This is a genomic window from Sedimentitalea xiamensis, from assembly GCF_030164465.1.
In the GTDB taxonomy this organism is placed as follows: Bacteria; Pseudomonadota; Alphaproteobacteria; order Rhodobacterales; family Rhodobacteraceae; genus Sedimentitalea; species Sedimentitalea xiamensis.
Map to the genome: position 1 here is coordinate 41,557 of NZ_JASNJE010000019.1, position 19,606 is coordinate 61,162.

A 19,606-nucleotide genomic window follows, 5' to 3' on the forward strand; every position below is an offset into this window, starting at 1 on the left:
TGTTATAACATTGCACATTACAAGCGCGGTGTCGTTTTCTTTGAAAAGGTGCTGCCGCAATGCTGAAGCGTTTGAGTCTTTGTCTGATCGTCCTGTCCGGACCGGCGGTCGCCGATGTGCCACGGGTGGCCGTCGATATCGCCCCGGTTCATTCGCTGGTCGCGTCGGTGATGGAAGGGGTCGGCGTGCCGGAACTGGTGCTGGACGCACAGGCGTCGCCGCATAGCTATGCCCTGCGCCCGTCCCAGGCGCGCGCTCTGCAACTCAGCGACCTGGTGATCTGGATGGGGCCGGAACTGACGCCATGGCTGGCGAAACCTCTGGCTGCACTGGCGGAGGGGACCCCGACCATGAGGTTGCTGGCCGTGGAAGGCGGAACGATCCTCGCAACCCGGAACGTGATCGGGGACATTGGCGACGACCACGAGCACGAGCACGATCATGACCACGACCACAACCATGACCACGATCATGACCATGACAACCATGGCCATATCGATCCCCATGCCTGGCTGGACCCGGTGAATGCCCAGGTCTGGATCGGGGTCATCGCGGATGCGCTGGCCGGGATGGACTCGGAAAACGCGGCCATCTACCGAAGCAACGCGGACAAGGCGCAGGCGGCGCTGGCCGATCTGACAGGGGAACTGTCCGGGACACTGGCCCCGGTCCGGGATCGTCCCTACGTCGCGTTCCACGATGCCTATCAGTATTTCGAGAACCGCTTCGGGTTGACCTTTGCGGGAACCGTCAGCCTGAGCGATGCCGCGGATGCGAGTCCGGCGCAGGTGGCGCGGTTCAGGGATGTGCTGGTCGACCGCAACGTGCGCTGCGCCTTTCGCGAACCGCAGTTCGACGACCGACTCCTGGTATCAGCGGCCGAGGGCGCGGAACTTCAGGTCGCGGTTCTGGACCCGCTGGGCAGCACGCTCGATCCCGGACCGGAACTCTATGCCAGGCTGCTGCGGGACATGGCGCAGAGCCTGGCATCCTGTCGTTAGCCGGTCGATCAGACCGCGATCTTGCCGCCGCCCTTCCGTGTGACGACCACCACCGAGGGGCGCGGCGGCATCGCCGGGTCGAAATCGGGCCAGCGGGTCGCCGGATCTTCGAACACCGATTCCCGTTCGAACCCCTTCAGGTCCTTCGTGCCGTCGGTTCCGGGGTGCTGCACGGCAAGGAACAGGGTTTCGCCGTTATTGGTGAAATAGGGTCCACAGAGTTCGCCGCCGACCGGGCAACGGAAGAAGAGTTGCGAATGGCCGCGCAATGCGCCTTCGGTCTCCAGGGCATAAAGCCCGTCGGACTTGCCGGTCTTGCCCCAGCTGCCGCCCTGGTCGGTGCTGATCCAAAGCCGCCCGTCGGCGTCGAAAGCGCAGTTGTCCGGAGAGCCGAACCAGCCGTTTTCGCTGGTTTCCGGATTCCACTGGGCGCCGACCTCGGCAACCGACGGATCGCCGCATTTCACCAGGATCGACCATGTGCCGCTGGTGGCGGCATGGTCGCCTCCGGCTTCCTTGATCTCGATGATATGGCCAAAGCTGCTTTCGGCGCGCGGGTTGGCGGCGTTGACCTGGTCGGCCTTGCGCCGCGTGTTGTTGGTCAGCATGACATAGGCGGTGCCGTCGCCGCGCGGCTGCACGTCTTCCGGGCGGTCCATCGGCGTCGCGCCGAGCGCGTCCGCCGCCAGGCGCGTGTCGATCAGCACATCCGCCTGGCTGACAAACCCGTTCGCGGCGGTCAGCGGGCCGGTCCCGTGGACCAGAGGCATCCAGGTGATGCTGCCGTCCTCGTCAAACCGCGCGACATAGAGCGTTCCGTCGCTCAGCAGGGCCGAATTCGCGGCGCGATCGTCGGACAGGGTGCCGGTCGAGACGTATTTGTAGAGGTAGTCGAACCGGTTGTCGTCGCCGGAATAGACCACCAGGCGCCCATCGGGCGACACGGTGGTTTCCGCGCCTTCGTGGCGGAACCGTCCGAGCGCCGTGTGCTTGACCGGCGTGGCGGTCGGGTCCATCGGGTCGACTTCGACGATCCAGCCCCAGCGGTTGGGTTCGTTGGGCTCCTTGTCGATGTTCCAGCGGTCGTGGAACCTGCCCCAGGCATACCAGAGGCCCGGCACGCCATAGCGTTTCAGGCTGGCGGCGTCCAGGTGGGCAGACAGGTCGGGCTTGCCTTCGGCGTCCAGAACGTCGGTCCAGAAATAGCCGTGGAAGTTTTCCTCGGCCATCAGGTAGGTGCCCCAGGGGGTCATGCCACCGGCGCAGTTGTTCACCGTGCCGATCACGGTCATGCCGTCCGGATCGGCGTTGGTTTTCATCCGGTCATGTCCGGCAGCGGGGCCGCTGAAGGTCATTTCGGTGTCCAGAGGCGTGATCCGGCGGTTCAGCCTGCTGTCGCGCACCAGCGCCCATTTCCCATCCTCGCCCCTGGCGATCTCGACCACGGTGCCGCCGTGGGCCGCCATCTCGATATCGATCAGTTCGGGTGTCATGCCGGCGAAGTCCTGGTTGTCCTGTCGTCCGAGACCGGGGAACATCACCTCTTCGTTGGTATATTCGTGGTTGACGCAGAGCACGCCTCTGGTGCCTTCGTCGTTCAGCGGCCAGAAGCCCACGTAATCGTTGTTGTAGCCGAATTGCTTCAACTGCGCCGCCGCGGTCTGGTTCATCACGTCGAACTCGGGCGCATCGGTTGTGATCGGGTCGCCCCAACGCAGCAGCATGTCGGCGTCATAACCGTCGGCGATGTGGTGGGTCTCGTCGTTGCCCCAGGCCAGTTCCTTGAACTTGTAGCGGCTGTCCGGCGCAGCGGCGGCCTGCCGCGGCGCGACGAGGGCCGAGGTTCCGAACAGCGCGGTCGTGGCGGAGACGCCGAGAAAGCCACGCAACACGTCGCGACGCCCGTAGCGGGCGTTGATCACGTCGCCGATGGTGCGGTTCAGGTTCGGGTTGGTGGGGATGTCGTCGAAAGCCTCGAAGGCTTCCGCCTTGTTGCCGATCTCCGGGTCGGACAGGATGGACGTGCGGTTCATACGTGCGTTTTCCTTTGTTGTTCGGACGTGTGATGTCCGCGCGCTGCTACTGCCCGGCTGTAACAGGCGCATGAAAGCCTGAGCGGTCTTGGACAGGGACCGGATGCTATTCCGCCGGGCTGAAGCCTTCGATCAGCTGGCGCAGGCCGAACGCGGCGCCGGCAAAGATCGCGGCGCAGGTCACGGGGGCGCTGATCGCCAGTATGCTAAAGGCCGACAGGCCCTGGCCCACGGTGCAGCCCATGGCGATGACCGCGCCGGCGCCCATGATCGCCGCCCCGATGATCTGGCGGCGCAATTCGCGTGGGTCCTCGCAGGCTTCCCAGCGGAAATGCCCCTTGATCAGCGATCCGATGAAGGCGCCGACCCAGACCCCGGCGACGGAACCGACGGCGAAGGAAACCTCGCGCGCGCTGCCGGTCATCGCATAGAGGATCGCTTCCCCCACCGGCGCGGAAAAGCTGTGCGACACGACGGGCACGGCGTCGAATCCGGTGTGCGCCATGTGATAGGTGCCGGCCCAACCGACCACGATGGCCAGACCTACGACGACGGACCAGAACACGGATTTCGCGTCCGACCGGAACGCGGCGGAGCCGAGAGCCAGCAGGCAGAACAGCAGTCCGACGCCTATTCCGATTCCGGCCACCGGCAATCCGGTGACGGCCGCCGCGTGATGGGCCAGACCGGGGGGCACATCGGTCGTGACCGGAGTCTGATGAAACAGCGCGTCGCGCAGGGGCGCGAGCGGGCCGGCCAGGACGACATATGTGGAAACGCCCATCACCAGGACGATGACGAAGGATCGCAGATCGCCGCCGCCGAGCCGGGCGATCGCGCCATAGCCGCAGTTGCCGGACAAGGCCATGCCGTAGCCGAACATCAGCCCGCCGACAATCGACGCAAAAGGCATCCATCGGATCGACAGGTAGTAGGTCTCGGAGCCGTCCATCAGGCCCGATCCGATCAGGGCGAAACTGCCGACCACCGCGGTGCCGATGGCCAACGCCCACATGCGCAGGCGCTGATCGCTGCCTCCGTAGAGCAGATCTTCGATGGCGCCGAGCGTGCAGAATCGGCCGAGCCGCGCGGCCAATCCCAGCATCACGCCGCCGACCAGACCGACCAGTGCGACCGTCTGGCTATCCGTCAAGATGGACTGCATGACAACGCCCCCCGCTACCGGTTCCAGATTGATCAATCCGGAGGTGGCGATCAAGAGTCAGTTTGCTGTCCGCCCGGTGACGCGCAGAAGAGATCGTAGACCACTTCCAGAATGCGTCTTGGCCTGTCATCCGCCAGCCGGTAGTAGATTGCCTTTCCGTCCCGGCGCGGCACCACAAGCCCTTCGAGGCGCAGGCGGGACAACTGCTGGGACACCGCAGCCTGGCGCGCCGACAGCAATTCCTCGAGCTCGGTAACGGATTTTTCACCCGTGACCAGATGGCACAGGATCATCAGCCGTCCCTCGTGGCTGATCGCCTTCAGGAAGTTGGACGCGGTCGTCGCGTTTTCCACCATGGCGTCCAGTTCCGAGTCAGCCATATCCGTCGAAAATTGCGGTAAGGTCATGAATCCGGTTCCCGATCGTTGTCTCGGCCTAGAATGCGATCTGATCCGCGATGGCGGCGATTCCCGCCTCGGCGCAAACGTCGTCCAGATCGGGTCCCGGTGCGCCCGATACACCGATCCCGGCGACAATGGAACCTCCGCCTTCGTAGACCACGAGGCCGCCGCCCAAGGGCAGCGCTTCGCTCAGGTGACGGATGCCGGACGAGATTTCGCCGGCCCTGGTGGATTCGGCAAGATCGGTCGTGGACGTGCGGAAACTGACGGCTGTCCAGGCCTTGCGCCGCGATGTTTCATATACATGCACCCCGGCGAAGCGGTCGCGCACGAAGACCTGCGGGATGCCGAATCGGTCCACGACCGTGACCCCGACCTGATAGCCGGCCTGGCGGCAGGCCAGCAGGGCCGCATCGGCCATTTCCTGCGCGACTTCGGGTTTCAGAACCTGGAACTCGACGAACGCGTTGGATTCATCCGCGACGGCGGGTGCGGCGGTCGCGATCAGAAGCGCGGTAAGCGCGGAACTGCGGATCATCCCTTTTCCTCTCTGTATACGGTATTCTCGGCCAGCAGTTTGTTCAGGACCGGCCAAAAGAAATCTTCGCCCGGATAGCCTTCCAGCCGGGTGATTTCCTTGCCATTCTCGACAATCAGGAAGGTCGGGGTGAAGGTCACGCGCCGGGCCGTGACGAGATCGTCCGGCATCGCCCGCAGATCGACCCTCCGCAGGGGCGCGAACTTGCCTTCGCTGCTGTTCGGATAGGCTGGCGCGATCTCCTGGTTCCAGCGTGCGCACCACTCGCAGCCCGTCTGTTCGACCATGACAAGTTCGGTGGCCTGCGCGGCCGTGCCGACCAGCAAGGGCAGGATCAGGACCCATCGCGCAATCGCGGCGCGGACATTTGGAAAACTGCGCATCGGGTTCCCGTTGACGTTTCGTTGTTGCACAACGTAATCTGAATATGTGAATGATTCAAGCTCTGACGGTTCGCGAGCTTGCCGCGTCTATGGGAGAAGATGACGTGCTGGAAATTTCCCTGGTTGGGGCTGCCTTTGCCGGGCTGCTCAGCTTCTTCACCCCCTGCATTCTGCCGATGGTGCCGTTCTACCTGTCCTACATGGGCGGTCTGTCGATGGCGGAACTGCGCGGTGACGGCGCGATCGCGCCGGGCGCGCAGCGCAGGCTGATTGTATCGGCTGCGTTCTTCTCGATGGGGGTGACGACGGTATTCATGCTGCTGGGCATGGGCGCGACGGCGCTCGGCCAGGCGTTCGGCCAGTATCTTGAGCCGCTGTCCTACGTGGCGGCCGCCATCCTGATCGTCTTCGGCCTGCATTTCCTTGGAGTGATCAAGGTGCCGCTGCTCTATCGGGAAGCGCGCCTGGAAAGCAAGGCCGAGGCGAGCACCGTGTTGGGCGCCTACCTGATGGGACTGGCCTTTGGTTTCGGCTGGACGCCTTGCGTCGGACCCGCCCTGGCCTCGATCCTGATGATCGCCAGCGGCATGGGCGACATCTGGCGCGGCGCCCTGCTGCTGTTCGTCTACGGTGTCGGCATGACCGCGCCCTTCATCGTGGCCGCGTTTTTCGCCAAGCCCTTTCTGGCGTGGGTGCAGCGGCACCGCGCGGCCTTTGCCTGGGTGGAAAAAGGCATGGGAGCGATGCTGATCGTTTTTGCTGTTCTGATCGTGACCGGCGGCGTCAATCTGATCGCGCAAGCGATGATCGACTGGTTTCCCGGTTTCGGATCCATTGGATAACGAAGGAGGAAAATATGAGACACTGGATTGTGGCGGCTTTCGCCGCCGTGCTGGCGATGCCGCTTTGGGCAACCGAAATGGGTGACGACGGCCTGCACAAGGCCGATTGGATGCGCGACACCTTCAAGGATCTGAAGGAAGATTTCGCCGAGGCCAAGGCCGAAGGCAAGCGCCTGCTGATTCTGGTCGAGCAACGCGGCTGCCTGTACTGCAAGGACATGCACGAGAACACTTTCACCGATCCCCGGGTCAAGGCGATGCTGGAAGAAACCTATTTCCCGGTGCAGATCAATTTGCACGGAGATACCGAGATCGTCGATACCGATGGCGAAGCCCTGTCGGAAAAAGACGCGACCCGCAAATGGAGGGTATTGTTCACGCCGACGATGATCTTCTTTCCGCCTGAACTGGAGGATGGCAAGCCGGCAAACGAGCAGGCGGTCGCGATCATGCCGGGTGCGTTTTCCGCAGGAACGACCTTCGACCTGTTCAACTGGGTGGCGGAAGAACGGTATCTGGACCAGTCCGAAGAGGATTTCCAGCGCTATCACGCCCGGATGATTCGCGAGCGCAACGATGGCGACACCCGGTAGACGCCGTGCGGCACTGTCATGCGCGCGAAAAGATCAACTAAACAGGGCTGCTCCGGCGCAATAATTCACAATCGTGAATTTGTTGTTGCGTTCCGGGCCGGCAGTGTCCTACGGTATGCCGAACTGTTCAAGCTGCATCAAGCGGCAGTCATGGGAGGGAACATGAAGCTGACGAGATTGACATTGGCGACGGCGCTGGTCGCCGGGGCGGCCTTCGCGGAAGACATCAAGCCGGCGGATGTCGCCTTTTCGGATGGCGCGATCGAAACGTCTCTGACCGGGATGCCCGGTGATCCGGCCCGAGCGCCGGAGATCATGGACAAGGGCGCGGGCAACTGCATCGCCTGTCACGAAGTGACCGCGCTCAACGATATTCCGTTCCACGGCGAGGTCGGCCCGACTCTGGACGGCGCCGGCAGCCGCTGGAGCGAAGGCGAACTGCGCGGCATCGTGGCCAATGCCAAGATGACCTTCGAAGGCTCGATGATGCCGGCTTTCTACAAGACGGACGGGTTCAACCGGCCGGGCGACGCATACACCGGCAAGGCGGCCGAAGGGGAATTGGCGCCGCTTCTGACCGCCCAGCAGGTCGAAGATGTCGTCGCCTTCCTCATGACATTGAAAGACGAGTGACGCCGCGCGCGTCACAGGACACACAGGAGACAAGAGATGGAATTCTCAAGACGTGAAACCCTGGCGCTTGGAATGGGCGCCGCCGCGTTGGCGGTTCTGCCGATCCGGGCCTATGCCTCGCTCACCGACGATGCGATCGCGGCCTTCACCGGCGGCGCTGAAATGGCGGACGGCGGCGTGACCCTGACCGCGCCGGAAATCGCCGAAAACGGAAACACGGTTCCGATCGAGGTGTCCGCGCCCGGAGCTTCGGCGATCATGGTTCTGGCGACAGGCAACCCGACGCCTGCTGTTGCCACCTTCAATTTCGGCCCGCTGGCCGCAAGCCAGGCGGCCTCGACCCGCATTCGCCTGGCCGGCACGCAGGATGTCATGGCCATCGCCAAGATGGCCGACGGATCCTTCGCGCGCGCCACGTCGACCGTAAAAGTCACAATCGGGGGCTGCGGCGGCTGACCAGCCGTCTCGCACTCACCTGACATCAAGGAGAAAATGAAATGGCATCTGGTGTAAAACCCCGCGTCAAAGTTCCGAAATCGGCCGCCGCCGGCGAAGCGGTCACGATCAAGACCCTGATCAGCCACAAGATGGAAAGCGGCCAGCGCAAGGATAGCGATGGAAACGCGATCCCGCGCTCGATCATCAATCGTTTTACCTGCGATTTCAACGGTCAGAACGTGATCGACGTCACGCTCGAACCGGCGATTTCCACAAACCCCTACATCCAGTTCGATGCGACTGTCCCCGAAGCCGGAGACTTTGCCTTCAAGTGGTTCGACGATGATGGGTCCGTCTACGAAGACACCAAAACCATCGAAATCGGCTGACAACCGCAACAGGGAGGAAACAAGAATGAAAAAAGGCATGGCGACACGAACGCTGACATGGGTGGCGCTTGCGTCGGTGGCATTTGCCGCCCCGGCGCTGGCCGACGAAGATGCCGAACTGGTGGTGAATGGAGAGATCGAAATGGTCACCAAAACCGCCGCTCCGGCCCATTTGGCGGACAGTGTGGACGAAATCCTGTCCGGATGGCGGTTCCGCTCTGATGAAACCCAGGTCTTGCAGTTAGACGATTTCGACAATCCGGGGATGGTCTTTGTCGACCAAGCCATGGATCGGTGGAACACCGTCGAGGGAAGCGAAGGAAAGTCCTGCGCGTCCTGTCACGAGGATGTGGAAACATCCATGAAAGGCGTGCGCGCAACCTATCCGAAATGGAACGACCCGGCGGAAGAAGTGCGCACGCTCGTGATGCAGATCAACGACTGTCGTGAAAACAGGATGGGTGCCGAAAAGCTGAAGTACACCTCCGGCGACATGGTGTCGATGGAAGCGCTGATCAGCCTTCAGTCGCGCGGCATGCCGGTCGATGTCGCCATCGACGGTCCCGCGCAGTCGGCATGGGAAGAGGGTAAGGAACTCTACTATACCCGCTTTGGTCAACTCGATCTGTCCTGCGCCAATTGCCACGAAGACAACTTTGGCAACATGATCCGCGCTGACCACCTGAGCCAGGGGCAAATCAACGGCTTCCCGGTCTATCGCCTGAAGAACACCAAGCTGAACACGGCGCATGACCGGTTCAAAGGGTGCATCCGCGATACGCGCGCGGAAACCTTCAACCCCGGCAGCAAGGAATTCGTGGCGCTGGAACTCTATGTCGCCAGCCGCGGAAACGGGCTGTCCGTCGAGGCGCCGTCCGTCAGAAACTGATTTCGATCCCCGCGTCGAGACCTTGGCGCGGGGTTTTTCCTGCTCAATAAATTCACACATGCGCATGTGTGTAAATCAACGAAAGACCTGTCCCATGCTTTCACGTCGAGATTTTCTGCAAGTGTCCATGGCGGCGTCGGCCATGGTCGGCGCGTCGGGCTTCGGCAACTGGGCGCGACTGGCTGCGCAGCAGGCGCTGACGCAGGATCAGCTGCTTGAATTCGACACGTTCGGCAATGTGAGCCTCATTCACGTCACCGATATACACGCCCAGCTTAAACCGATCTTTTTCCGCGAACCTGAGATCAACATCGGCGTCGGAGAGAATCGCGGACGGGTGCCGCATGTGACCGGCGCGGATTTCCGCAAGCTCTACGGGATCGAGGACGGAAGCCCGTCCGCCTATGCCCTGACCTACAGCGATTTCACGTCCCTCGCGCAGACCTATGGCAGGGTAGGCGGGCTCGACCGCGTGTCCACCGTGATCAACGCGATCCGGGCGGCGCGGCCGGACGCCCTGCTGCTGGACGGCGGCGACACCTGGCACGGCAGCTATACCTGCTACCAGACCGAAGGTCAGGATATGGTCAACGTGATGAACGCGCTCAAACCCGACGCGATGACCTTCCACTGGGAATTCACCCTGGGCAGCGCTCGCGTCAACGAGATCGTCGAAGGATTGCCGTTCGCGGCATTGGGTCAGAACATCTTTGACGCGGAATGGGACGAGCCGGCGGAACTGTTCAAGCCCTACAAGTTCTTCGAACGCGGCGGCGTCAAGATCGCCGTGATCGGTCAGGCCTTTCCCTACATGCCGATTGCCAACCCCGGATGGATGTTCCCGGAATATTCCTTTGGCATCCGGGACGAGAACATGCAGGCGATGGTGGACGAGGTTCGCGCCGAGGGTGCGGAACTGGTGGTCTGCCTGTCCCACAACGGGTTCGACGTGGACAAGAAGATGGCGAGCCGCGTGGCCGGGATCGACGTGATCCTGTCGGGGCACACCCATGACGCGCTGCCCGAACCGGTGCTGGTCGGGGATACGATCATCGTCGCCTCGGGGTCGAACGGCAAGTTCGTGTCCCGCGTCGACCTGGACGTCCGGGACGGAAGGATGATGGGGTTCCGCCACAAGCTGATCCCGATCTTTTCCGACGTGATCGCTCCGGATCCGCAGATCGCCGCGCTGATCGACGAACAGCGCGCGCCGTTCCAGGCGGAACTGGAAGAAGTGATCGGCCAGACGGACAGCCTGCTCTACCGCCGGGGGAATTTCAACGGAACCTGGGACGATCTGATCTGCGATGCGCTCATTTCCGAGCGTGAAGCCGATATCGCCATGTCGCCCGGTGTGCGCTGGGGGCCGTCGATCTTGCCGGGGCAGGACATCACCCGCGAAGACATCTGGAACGTCACCTCGATGACCTATGGCAAGGCATATCGGACCGAAATGACCGGAGAGTTCATCAAGGTCATTCTGGAAGACGTCGGCGACAATCTGTTCAATCCCGATCCCTACTACCAGCAGGGCGGCGACATGGTGCGCATCGGGGGCCTTGGCTACCGGATCGACGTGACCAAGCCGCAGGGCGAACGGATCAGCGACATGACCTTTCTGAAGACCGGCGAGCAGATCGATCCGGCCAAGACCTACGTGGTCGCGGGCTGGGCCAGCGTCAACGAAGGAACGGAAGGTCCGCAGATCTGGGACGTGGTGGAAAGCCACATCAGGAAACAGGGCACGATCACGGTTGCCCCCAATACATCCGTCAAGGTTGTCGGGGCCTGATCATGTGCCACGATCATAAGCAAGAGGAGCAAGACGCATGACGTTTGGTTTCAAGAACAGGAAACCGTCGCGCCGCCAGTTTCTGTCCGGAGCGGCCGCGGTCGGCGCCGGGGCTGTCGCAGCGGGAACCGCCAGGGCCGGTGATCCGCTGATCACCGAAGTGCAATACTGGGCGCAGGGATTTGGCGAAGGCGTCGATGCCACGCCCTACGGGCTGCCCATCGAATACGAATCCGACGTGATCCGGCGCAACGTGGAATGGCTGACGGCGGACACGATCAGTTCGATCAACTTCACGCCGATCCATGCGCTGGATGGCACCATCACGCCGCAGGGCTGCGCCTTCGAACGCCATCACTCCGGCGCGATCGATCTGCGCAAGGAAGACTACCGGCTGATGATCAACGGGTTGGTCGATACGCCGCTGGTCTTCACCTATGCCGATCTGGAACGTTTCCCGCGCGAAAACCACGTCTATTTCTGCGAATGCGCCGCGAATACCGGCATGGAATGGGCCGGCGCGCAGCTCAACGGTGCGCAGTTCACCCACGGCATGATCCACAACATGGAATACACCGGGGTTCCGCTGCGCACGATCCTGGAAGAGGCGGGTCTGAATGCCGCTGGCGACCTATCCGACAAGTGGGTCTATGTGGAAGGTGCCGATGCGTCCAGCAACGGGCGTTCGATCCCGATGGAAAAGGCGCTCGATGACGTTCTGGTCGCCTTCAAGGCCAATGGCGAGGCGCTGCGCATGGAACACGGCTATCCTGTCCGGCTCGTGGTGCCGGGCTGGGAAGGCAACATGTGGGTCAAGTGGCTGCGCCGCGTCGAGGTGAGCGATGCGCCGGTCGAATCCCGCGAGGAGACCAGCAAATACACCGACACGCTCGCCAATGGCATATCGCGCAAGTGGACGTGGGAAATGGATGCGAAATCGGTCGTCACCTCGCCCAGTCCGCAATCCCCGATCACCCATGGCAAGGGGCCGCTGGTGATCTCCGGCCTGGCCTGGTCCGGCCGCGGCGCGATTACCCGCGTGGACGTGTCCAAGGACGGCGGCAAGACCTGGGAAACCGCCCGGCTCGCCAAGCCCGGTGAACGCATGGCTCTGACCCGATTCTATCTGGACACCGATTGGGACGGCGAAGAAATGCTGCTGCAATCGCGGGCGATGGATGAAACCGGATATGTCCAGCCGACCAAGGCGCAGTTGCGCGAGGTGCGGGGACTGAATTCGATTTATCACAACAACTGCATCCAGACCTGGTGGGTGAAGGCAAGCGGAGAGGCGGAAAATGTCGAAGTATCGTAAGCTTCTGGCCGGAATGGCAATCGCGGTGACGCTGGCGACGGGTCCGGTCGCCGCCGACAAGTTCGGTCTCGGACGCCCCGCCTTGCCCGAGGAAGTCGCCGCCTGGGATCTGGATGTGCGCCCCGACGGCACCGGCCTGCCCGAAGGCTCCGGCGATGTCTGGACCGGGGACGAACTGTTCGGAGAATACTGCGCCGTGTGCCATGGGGATTTCGCGGAAGGTATCGACAACTGGCCCAAGCTCGCCGGCGGAATGGGAACGCTCGACCACGAGGATCCGCTCAAGACGGTCGGCTCCTACTGGCCGTATCTGTCGACGACCTGGGACTATGTGAACCGCTCCATGCCCTTTGGCAATGCGCAGTCCCTGACAACGGACGAGGTCTATGCGATCGTCGCTTATATCCTGTATTCCAACAACCTCGTGGACGAGGATTTCGTTCTGTCGAACGAGACCTTTCCGGATGTCGAAATGCCCAATGCCGACGGGTTCATCATCGACGACAGGAAAACGGCGGAGGCACATTTCGTAACGGAACCCTGCATGGCGAACTGCAAGGAATCCGTGGAAATCACAATGCGCGCCCGTGTGCTGGACGTGACGCCGGAGACGCAATAACCTGAGGCGGATATGCCCATGTGTGCGATGAAACAGAACCGGGCGGCCATGGCCGCCTGTTCGACAAGACGGTCCGGGTGATCCCGTGCGGGCGGTGGCGATTGCAGTTTTTTTCTGGATCGCGCTGTCTGCGTCGGGTGGGGCGGAACAGGAGGCGCGGGAAATCGGCGATGCCCGGCGGGGCGAGACGATTTTCCGGCAATGCGCCGACTGTCATCAGGTCGGCAGCGATGCGAAAGACCGGGTCGGACCTCACCTGAACGGAATTTTCGGCCGGAAGGCGGCGGCGAATGACGGATTCGGCTATTCCGACGGGATCGTTCGGGCCGCCAATGACGGGCTTGTCTGGGATTTGAGGCGTCTGGACGCCTACCTGGAAAATCCGAAAGCCCTGGTGTCGGGAACCCGCATGAATTTTCGCGGTCTTGCAGAGCCGCGCGACCGCGCCGATGTGCTCGCCTATCTGCGCGGCTTTTCCGACAACCCGTCGGACATTCCCGAAGCCCAGCCGACCGCGCGCCCGCGCGAGGTGGAGCTGTCGCCTGAAATTCTGGCAATTGTCGGGGATGCGGAGTATGGTGAATACCTGTCCAGCGAATGCACCGGATGCCATCAGCGCGATGGCGGATACGACGGAATCCCGTCCATCACGCAATGGTCTGCGGAAGACTTCATGATCGCGATGCAAGCCTACAAGAGAAAGATTCGTCCCCATCCCGTGATGCAAATGATGGCGGGCCGGCTTTCGGACGAAGAAATCGCGGCGCTCGCCGCCTATTTCGGGACGATTGAATAACATCATGCAATTGCGGGAGGAGGCCCACATGACGCTCAACAGAAGAAACTTCCTCGGCGTTGCGGCCGGAACGGCGGCCGCCCTGAGCGCGCCGATGGTCATGGGGCAGGGCAGGCCGCGCGTCGTGGTCGTCGGTGGCGGGGCAGGCGGGGCAACCGCCGCGCGCTATCTTGCAAAGGACAGCGACGGGGCGATCGACGTGACCCTGGTCGAACCGACCCGCAGCTATTACACCTGCTTCTTCTCCAACCTCTATATCGGCGGGTTTCGCGAGATCGACAGCCTCGCCCATTCCTATGGCGGGCTGGCCGCGTCCGGCGTGAACGTGGTTCACGACTGGGCCGTGGGAATCGACCGGGACGCCCGGACCGTGTCCCTTGCCGGAGGCGGGGTGCTGCCTTACGACCGGCTGATTCTGGCGCCGGGGATCGATTTCGTCGATGGCTCCGTTCCGGGCTGGGACGTGTCGGCCCAGAATGCGATGCCCCACGCCTACAAGGGCGGGTCGCAGACCGAATTGCTGAAGGCGCAGATCATGGCCATGCCCGAGGGCGGCCTGTTCGCGATGGTGGCCCCACCCAACCCCTATCGCTGCCCGCCGGGTCCGTATGAACGGATCAGCATGGTGGCGCATCTGCTCAAGGCAAACAACCCGACGGCCAAGATCCTGCTGATCGACCCGAAGGACAAGTATTCCAAGCAGGCTTTGTTCGAAGAAGGCTGGCAGAACCACTATCCCGGCATGATCGACCGCATCGGACCGGATTTCGGCGCCGCCAATGTCGAGGTGAACCCGGTGGACATGACGGTGACCATCGACGGAACGGTCGAAAAGGTCGATGCGTGCAACGTCATTCCGGCGCAGAAGGCGGGCCGGATCTGCGAACTCGCCGGAATCACCGAAGGTAACTGGGTCCCGGTATCCGGGCACACGATGCAGTCGCGGCTGGACGAAAACATCCACGTTCTGGGCGATGCGACGAACCAGGGCGACATGCCGAAGTCCGGCTTTTCCGCCAACAGCCAGGCCAAGGTCGCGGCGATGGCCGTGCGCGGGGCGCTCACCGGCTCCAGGGTGTTTCCGGCGAAGTTCTCCAACACCTGCTGGTCGCTGATCGCGACGGACGACGGGGTGAAGGTCGGGGCGACCTACGAGGCCACCGACGAAAAGATCGCCAAGGTCGACGGGTTCATCAGCCAGACCGGCGAAAATCCCGATCTGCGCCGGGTGACCTACGAGGAAAGCATCGGCTGGTATGCGGGTATAACCTCGGACATGTTCGGCTGAACACGGCGCGTATTCCGCGATGCTGCCGCCCGGCCGCCCCGGTGTGCGCCGGGACGGCCTTGCATCTTCTAATTGTCCGCCTCCCCTTGCAGCCTCCCAAAGGCAATACTAAGACTCTGCTAACGTATCATCGGGTATGGTCCCGTTTCACCAGATAAGCAGGCAGGCATACATGTTTGATCCCACAGAAACCTACATGAACACTCTCGTCCCGATGGTGGTCGAACAGACCAGTCGCGGCGAGCGGGCCTACGATATTTTCTCGCGCCTCCTGAAGGAACGGATCATTTTCATCAACGGCCCGATCCATGACGGCATGAGCCATCTGGTGGTGGCGCAGCTCCTGCATCTGGAGGCGGAGAACCCGTCCAAGGAAATCAGCCTCTACATCAACTCGCCCGGCGGCGTGGTGACCTCGGGCCTGTCGATCTATGACACGATGCAATACATCAAACCGAAGGTCAGTACGCTCTGCATCGGGCAGGCGGCGTCCATGGGGTCGGTGCTGCTTGCGGGCGGCGAACCGGGCATGCGGTTCTCGTTGCCGAACAGCCGGATCATGGTGCACCAGCCCAGCGGCGGCTATCAGGGCCAGGCCAGCGACATCATGATCCACGCCGCCGAGACGCAAAAGCTCAAGGACCGGCTCTACGACATCTATGTCAAGCACACGGGCCAAACCAAGAAAGCCGTGGAAAAGGCGCTGGACCGCGACAATTTCATGTCGCCGGAAGAGGCCAAGGAATGGGGGCACATCGACGAGATCGTGGCCAACCGGGACAAGGGCGAAGACAAGGGCGCATGATCACCCGCGTCCGCCGGGGTGCCGCGGCGCGGCGCGTTTTGCGATTGTGGACCATGGATAGCTGTCCTAAGCTGATGCGAAGCGGGTGACCCTGCCCTGCGAACGGCAGGGTGGCGTTGAAAATCGAAGCCGGAAAGGTTGACAATGGCAACGAACTCAAGCGGCGATAGCAAGAACACGCTTTATTGCAGTTTCTGCGGTAAGAGCCAGCACGAGGTGCGCAAGCTGATCGCGGGCCCCACCGTATTCATCTGCGATGAATGCGTCGAACTCTGCATGGACATCATCCGCGAAGAAACCAAGGCAAGCGGCCTGAAATCGACCGATGGCGTTCCGACGCCGAAAGACATCTGCGCGGTCCTGGATGACTACGTGATCGGACAGGCCAATGCGAAGAAGGTTCTGTCGGTTGCGGTCCACAACCATTACAAGCGTCTGAACCATGCCCAGAAGGCGGGCAACGACATCGAACTGGCGAAGTCGAACATTCTGCTGATCGGCCCCACCGGCTGCGGCAAGACGCTACTGGCCCAGACGCTCGCCCGGATTCTGGACGTGCCGTTCACCATGGCCGATGCAACCACGCTGACCGAGGCCGGCTATGTCGGCGAAGATGTCGAGAACATCATTCTGAAACTGCTGCAATCGAGCGAATACAATGTCGAACGCGCGCAGCGCGGCATCGTCTATATCGACGAGGTCGACAAGATCACCCGCAAGTCCGAAAACCCGTCGATCACCCGCGATGTTTCGGGTGAAGGTGTGCAGCAGGCGTTGCTGAAGCTGATGGAAGGCACCGTGGCCTCGGTTCCGCCGCAAGGCGGGCGCAAGCACCCGCAGCAGGAATTCCTGCAGGTGGACACGACCAACATCCTGTTCATCTGCGGCGGGGCGTTCGCCGGCCTCGACAAGATCATCTCGGCGCGCGGCAAGGGCAGCGCGATGGGGTTCGGAGCGGATGTGCGCGACAATGACGAACGCGGCGTGGGTGAGGTCTTTACCGACCTGGAACCGGAAGATCTGCTGAAGTTCGGCCTGATTCCGGAATTCGTCGGCCGCCTGCCGGTTCTGGCGACGCTGGAGGATCTGGACGAGGATGCCCTGGTCACGATCCTGACCAAGCCCAAGAACGCCCTGGTAAAGCAGTATCAGCGCCTCTTCGAACTTGAAGACACCGAACTCCAGTTCACCGACGATGCGCTGAAGGCCATCGCCAAGCGGGCCATCCAGCGCAAGACGGGCGCACGCGGGCTGCGCTCCATTCTCGAAGACATCCTGCTGGATACCATGTTCGACCTGCCGGGGTTGGACAGCGTGACAAAGGTGGTGGTGAACGAGGAAGCGGCCATGTCCGATGCTGCGCCGCTGATGATCCACGCGGATGCAGAAAAGGACTCCGCCTCGGCGGGGTGAGAAATGGCGATCCGGCGGATTTCTTCGGGCGGGGCGTTCGAGCCGAAAATCGGGTACTGTCGGGCGGTGGTCGCGGGCGGCTTCGTCCATGTGGCGGGCACCGTCGGTCAGGGCGACAGCGTGACGGAACAGTGCCGGTCGGCGCTGGCTGTCATCGGCGATGCTCTGGCGCAGGCCAATGCAAGCTTCGCCGACGTGGTGCGGGTGACTTACATGTTGCCCGACCGGAGCGAATTCGAACCGTGCTGGCCGATCCTCGCCGAAACCTTCGGCGACAACCCCCCGGCGGCGACAATGATCGAATGCGGTCTCATCGATCCCAGCTATAAAATAGAAATCGAGGTCACGGCGCTCTTGCCGGGATGACGCCGGTCCGCGTCCTGCGCGGCCTTGTCACTGGACCTTGGCGGCAGGATCGGTCATATCAGGGGCAACAACGCGGAGATTTCCATGGGCATCCTGAATTCCTTATTGCGCGCCGTGACCTGGTGGAACGGGCAGACCCTGAACACGCAGATTTTCACCTGGCGCAAGGGTCGGAAGGTCGGTGAAGACGATCAGGGCAACATCTATTATTCCAACGCGGATGACAGCAAACGCTGGGTCATCTTCAATGGCGAGATCGAAGCGAGCAGGATCAATCCGGACTGGCACGGATGGCTGCACCGCACCTGGGACGAACCTCCGACCGACAGACCACTGCCGCACAACGCCTGGGAAAAACCGCATCAGGAGAACCTGACCGGCACGGTTATGGCCTATGCGCCGTCGGGGTCGATCCGGCAGGCGCAACCGGCGCCGCGCCGGGATTACGAGGCATGGACGCCCGAATAGGACGCCTGATCGACGGAGCGCACCATGTCGCACAATACCACCGAAGTCCTGGTCGGCGGCGTCGTTCTTGCCGGCGCGCTGGCCTTCGCCATCTATGCCGGCCAGGCGACCGGCTTTTCCACCGGCGGCAACGGCTATCAGCTGAACGCCAGCTTCCGGTCGCTTGAGGGCGTCGGCGTCGGGACGGACGTGCGTATGGCCGGCGTCAAGATCGGGACGGTGACGAAGGTCGAGCTGAACCCCGAAACCTACCGTGCGGACACCAGTTTCTCCGTGCAGAATGGTATTGAAGTGCCGGACGACAGCGCGGTCGTCGTGGCCTCCGAAGGGCTGCTGGGCGGAAATTTTGTCGAGATCGTGCCGGGCGGGTCGCCCTTCTTCTTCGATCCCGGCGCCGAAATCGAGGACACGCAGGGTGCCGTGAGCCTGATTTCCCTGTTGATCAAATTCGTTGCCGGCAGCGGAGACGCGGAGTGATCCGGGCAATCGTTTCGGCCGCATTCGTCCTGACGTTGTCGCTTTCCGCCACGGCGCAGGACCGGGCGGTGTCCGGGCGGGGAGCGGTGCTGCGCGGTCTGGACAAGGTAAACGGGCAGACGCAGGACATCGAGGTTCCGCAGGGCGGGCGCGCCGAACTGTTCGGCCTGACCATCGACCTGGCGGATTGCCGATATCCGGCCGACAACCCGTCCGGGGACGCGTTCGCTTTCCTGACGATACTTGACACCGGCCAGACAGAGGTGCGGTTTCAGGGATGGATGATCGCGTCCTCCCCGGCCTTGAACGCCCTGGATCACAGCCGCTACGATGTCTGGGTGTTGCGCTGTATAACTTCCTGAGGTGACGGTATCCGGTGGCCGGTGAAATCGGCCTGCGCCTCGATGGCGGAACTCAGGCGGCGGTGGTATTCGGCGCGGGTGATTTCGACCGCGCCCAGCGAAGCGAGATGGGCGGTCAGGAACTGCGTGTCGAACAGTCGAAACCCGGCCATCTTCAGACGATCCACGAGATAGGCGAGCGCGATTTTCGACGCATCCCTGCGGCGCGAGAACATGCTCTCGCCGAAAAACGCCGCCCCGATGGCGACACCGTAGACGCCGCCGACCAGGTCGTCGCCCTCCCAGATCTCCAGCGAATGGGCGTGTCCAGCGTGAAACAGCGACAGGTAATGCTGGCGGATTTCGGTGCTGATCCAGGTTTCGGCGCGATCTGCGCACCCATCGACCACACCGGGGAATTCGGTGTCGATCGTGACGCGGAAACCGCAATTCCTGAGACGCCGCCGGAGCGAGCGCGACAGCCGGAACCCATCCAGGGGAATGATGCCCCGGCGCTTCGGATCGACCCAGAAGATTTCGGCGTCGTTGCGATGTTCCGCCATCGGGAAAATGCCGATGGCATAGCCTTGCAACAGCAGTTCCGGGGTCAAGGCCATGCGA

General features: G+C 62.5%; 24 protein-coding genes. 18 read left to right on the forward strand and 6 right to left on the reverse strand.

Features of this window, described 5'->3' with window-relative positions:
• The first annotated feature begins 59 nt into the window (after positions 1-59).
• Positions 60-1,001, forward strand: a complete 942-nt coding sequence (locus tag QO034_RS14910) for a zinc ABC transporter substrate-binding protein (RefSeq protein ID WP_284486327.1) — start codon at positions 60-62, stop codon at positions 999-1,001.
• An 8-nt stretch (positions 1,002-1,009) separates the two neighbouring features.
• On the opposite strand, the gene QO034_RS14915 is transcribed toward QO034_RS14910, so the two are convergent.
• The 5 genes from QO034_RS14915 to QO034_RS14935 form a co-directional block, all read right to left on the reverse strand.
• The gene (locus tag QO034_RS14915; RefSeq protein WP_284486328.1) at positions 1,010-3,034 is read right to left on the reverse strand and encodes a PhoX family protein; all 2,025 of its coding nucleotides are present in this window, start codon (positions 3,032-3,034) and stop codon (positions 1,010-1,012) included.
• Positions 3,035-3,140: 106 nt separating this feature from the next.
• Positions 3,141-4,199, reverse strand: a complete 1,059-nt coding sequence (locus tag QO034_RS14920; RefSeq protein WP_284486329.1) for a YeeE/YedE family protein — start codon at positions 4,197-4,199, stop codon at positions 3,141-3,143.
• Positions 4,200-4,249: 50 nt separating this feature from the next.
• On the reverse strand, positions 4,250-4,606 hold the full coding sequence (locus tag QO034_RS14925) for an ArsR/SmtB family transcription factor (protein WP_284486330.1): 357 nt from the start codon (positions 4,604-4,606) through the stop codon (positions 4,250-4,252).
• A gap of 28 nt (positions 4,607-4,634) precedes the next feature.
• The gene (locus QO034_RS14930) at positions 4,635-5,138 is read right to left on the reverse strand and encodes a GlcG/HbpS family heme-binding protein (RefSeq protein WP_284486331.1); all 504 of its coding nucleotides are present in this window, start codon (positions 5,136-5,138) and stop codon (positions 4,635-4,637) included.
• Entirely contained in the window at positions 5,135-5,521 is a 387-nt protein-coding gene (locus QO034_RS14935; protein WP_284486332.1) for a thioredoxin domain-containing protein, read from the reverse strand. Before QO034_RS14935 ends, QO034_RS14930 begins: the two co-directional genes overlap by 4 nt.
• A gap of 104 nt (positions 5,522-5,625) precedes the next feature.
• Between QO034_RS14935 and QO034_RS14940 the strand changes: the two genes are divergently transcribed.
• The 17 genes from QO034_RS14940 (at position 5,626) to QO034_RS15020 (ending at position 19,006) form a co-directional block, all read left to right on the forward strand.
• A complete protein-coding gene (locus QO034_RS14940; protein ID WP_284486333.1) occupies positions 5,626-6,363 on the forward strand; it encodes a cytochrome c biogenesis CcdA family protein in 738 nt (245 codons plus the stop codon).
• A 14-nt stretch (positions 6,364-6,377) separates the two neighbouring features.
• Positions 6,378-6,956, forward strand: coding sequence for a thioredoxin family protein (locus QO034_RS14945; protein WP_284486334.1), 579 nt, complete (start codon positions 6,378-6,380; stop codon positions 6,954-6,956).
• Between the two features lie 162 nt (positions 6,957-7,118).
• Positions 7,119-7,589, forward strand: a complete 471-nt coding sequence (gene soxX, locus QO034_RS14950; RefSeq protein WP_284486335.1) for a sulfur oxidation c-type cytochrome SoxX — start codon at positions 7,119-7,121, stop codon at positions 7,587-7,589.
• A gap of 36 nt (positions 7,590-7,625) precedes the next feature.
• Positions 7,626-8,045: a thiosulfate oxidation carrier protein SoxY gene (gene soxY / locus QO034_RS14955; RefSeq protein ID WP_284486336.1), complete on the forward strand. Its 420-nt coding sequence runs from the start codon at positions 7,626-7,628 to the stop codon at positions 8,043-8,045.
• Positions 8,046-8,086: 41 nt separating this feature from the next.
• Positions 8,087-8,416, forward strand: a complete 330-nt coding sequence (gene soxZ, locus QO034_RS14960; RefSeq protein ID WP_284486337.1) for a thiosulfate oxidation carrier complex protein SoxZ — start codon at positions 8,087-8,089, stop codon at positions 8,414-8,416.
• Positions 8,417-8,441: 25 nt separating this feature from the next.
• Positions 8,442-9,305: a sulfur oxidation c-type cytochrome SoxA gene (gene soxA, locus QO034_RS14965; RefSeq protein WP_407696771.1), complete on the forward strand. Its 864-nt coding sequence runs from the start codon at positions 8,442-8,444 to the stop codon at positions 9,303-9,305.
• Positions 9,306-9,399: 94 nt separating this feature from the next.
• Positions 9,400-11,097, forward strand: a complete 1,698-nt coding sequence (soxB, locus tag QO034_RS14970; RefSeq protein WP_284486338.1) for a thiosulfohydrolase SoxB — start codon at positions 9,400-9,402, stop codon at positions 11,095-11,097.
• A gap of 37 nt (positions 11,098-11,134) precedes the next feature.
• Entirely contained in the window at positions 11,135-12,412 is a 1,278-nt protein-coding gene (gene soxC / locus QO034_RS14975) for a sulfite dehydrogenase (RefSeq protein ID WP_284486339.1), read from the forward strand.
• Positions 12,396-13,031, forward strand: a complete 636-nt coding sequence (locus QO034_RS14980; protein ID WP_407696772.1) for a c-type cytochrome — start codon at positions 12,396-12,398, stop codon at positions 13,029-13,031. The genes soxC and QO034_RS14980 overlap by 17 nt, the downstream gene beginning before the upstream one ends.
• Before the next feature lie 94 nt (positions 13,032-13,125).
• On the forward strand, positions 13,126-13,827 hold the full coding sequence (locus QO034_RS14985; protein ID WP_284486340.1) for a c-type cytochrome: 702 nt from the start codon (positions 13,126-13,128) through the stop codon (positions 13,825-13,827).
• 28 nt (positions 13,828-13,855) lie between these two features.
• Positions 13,856-15,115 carry an NAD(P)/FAD-dependent oxidoreductase gene (locus tag QO034_RS14990; RefSeq protein ID WP_284486341.1) on the forward strand — a complete coding sequence of 420 codons (1,260 nt, stop codon included), beginning with the start codon at positions 13,856-13,858 and terminating at the stop codon, positions 15,113-15,115.
• A 172-nt stretch (positions 15,116-15,287) separates the two neighbouring features.
• The gene (locus QO034_RS14995; protein WP_284486342.1) at positions 15,288-15,920 is read left to right on the forward strand and encodes an ATP-dependent Clp protease proteolytic subunit; all 633 of its coding nucleotides are present in this window, start codon (positions 15,288-15,290) and stop codon (positions 15,918-15,920) included.
• A gap of 144 nt (positions 15,921-16,064) precedes the next feature.
• Positions 16,065-17,333 carry an ATP-dependent Clp protease ATP-binding subunit ClpX gene (gene clpX, locus QO034_RS15000; RefSeq protein WP_284486343.1) on the forward strand — a complete coding sequence of 423 codons (1,269 nt, stop codon included), beginning with the start codon at positions 16,065-16,067 and terminating at the stop codon, positions 17,331-17,333.
• A 3-nt stretch (positions 17,334-17,336) separates the two neighbouring features.
• On the forward strand, positions 17,337-17,699 hold the full coding sequence (locus tag QO034_RS15005; protein ID WP_284486344.1) for a RidA family protein: 363 nt from the start codon (positions 17,337-17,339) through the stop codon (positions 17,697-17,699).
• Between the two features lie 84 nt (positions 17,700-17,783).
• Complete coding sequence (locus tag QO034_RS15010) at positions 17,784-18,167, forward strand: NADH:ubiquinone oxidoreductase subunit NDUFA12 (RefSeq protein ID WP_284486345.1); 384 nt, start codon at positions 17,784-17,786, stop codon at positions 18,165-18,167.
• 24 nt (positions 18,168-18,191) lie between these two features.
• On the forward strand, positions 18,192-18,644 hold the full coding sequence (mlaD, locus tag QO034_RS15015) for an outer membrane lipid asymmetry maintenance protein MlaD (protein ID WP_284486346.1): 453 nt from the start codon (positions 18,192-18,194) through the stop codon (positions 18,642-18,644).
• Positions 18,641-19,006 (forward strand): DUF2155 domain-containing protein, encoded by a 366-nt coding sequence (locus tag QO034_RS15020; RefSeq protein ID WP_284486347.1) that lies wholly within the window; start codon positions 18,641-18,643, stop codon positions 19,004-19,006. Before mlaD ends, QO034_RS15020 begins: the two co-directional genes overlap by 4 nt.
• On the opposite strand, the gene aat is transcribed toward QO034_RS15020, so the two are convergent.
• Complete coding sequence (aat, locus tag QO034_RS15025) at positions 18,970-19,602, reverse strand: leucyl/phenylalanyl-tRNA--protein transferase (protein WP_284486348.1); 633 nt, start codon at positions 19,600-19,602, stop codon at positions 18,970-18,972. The two genes, QO034_RS15020 and aat, sit on opposite strands and share 37 nt — an antisense overlap.
• Positions 19,603-19,606: the final 4 nt, after the last annotated feature.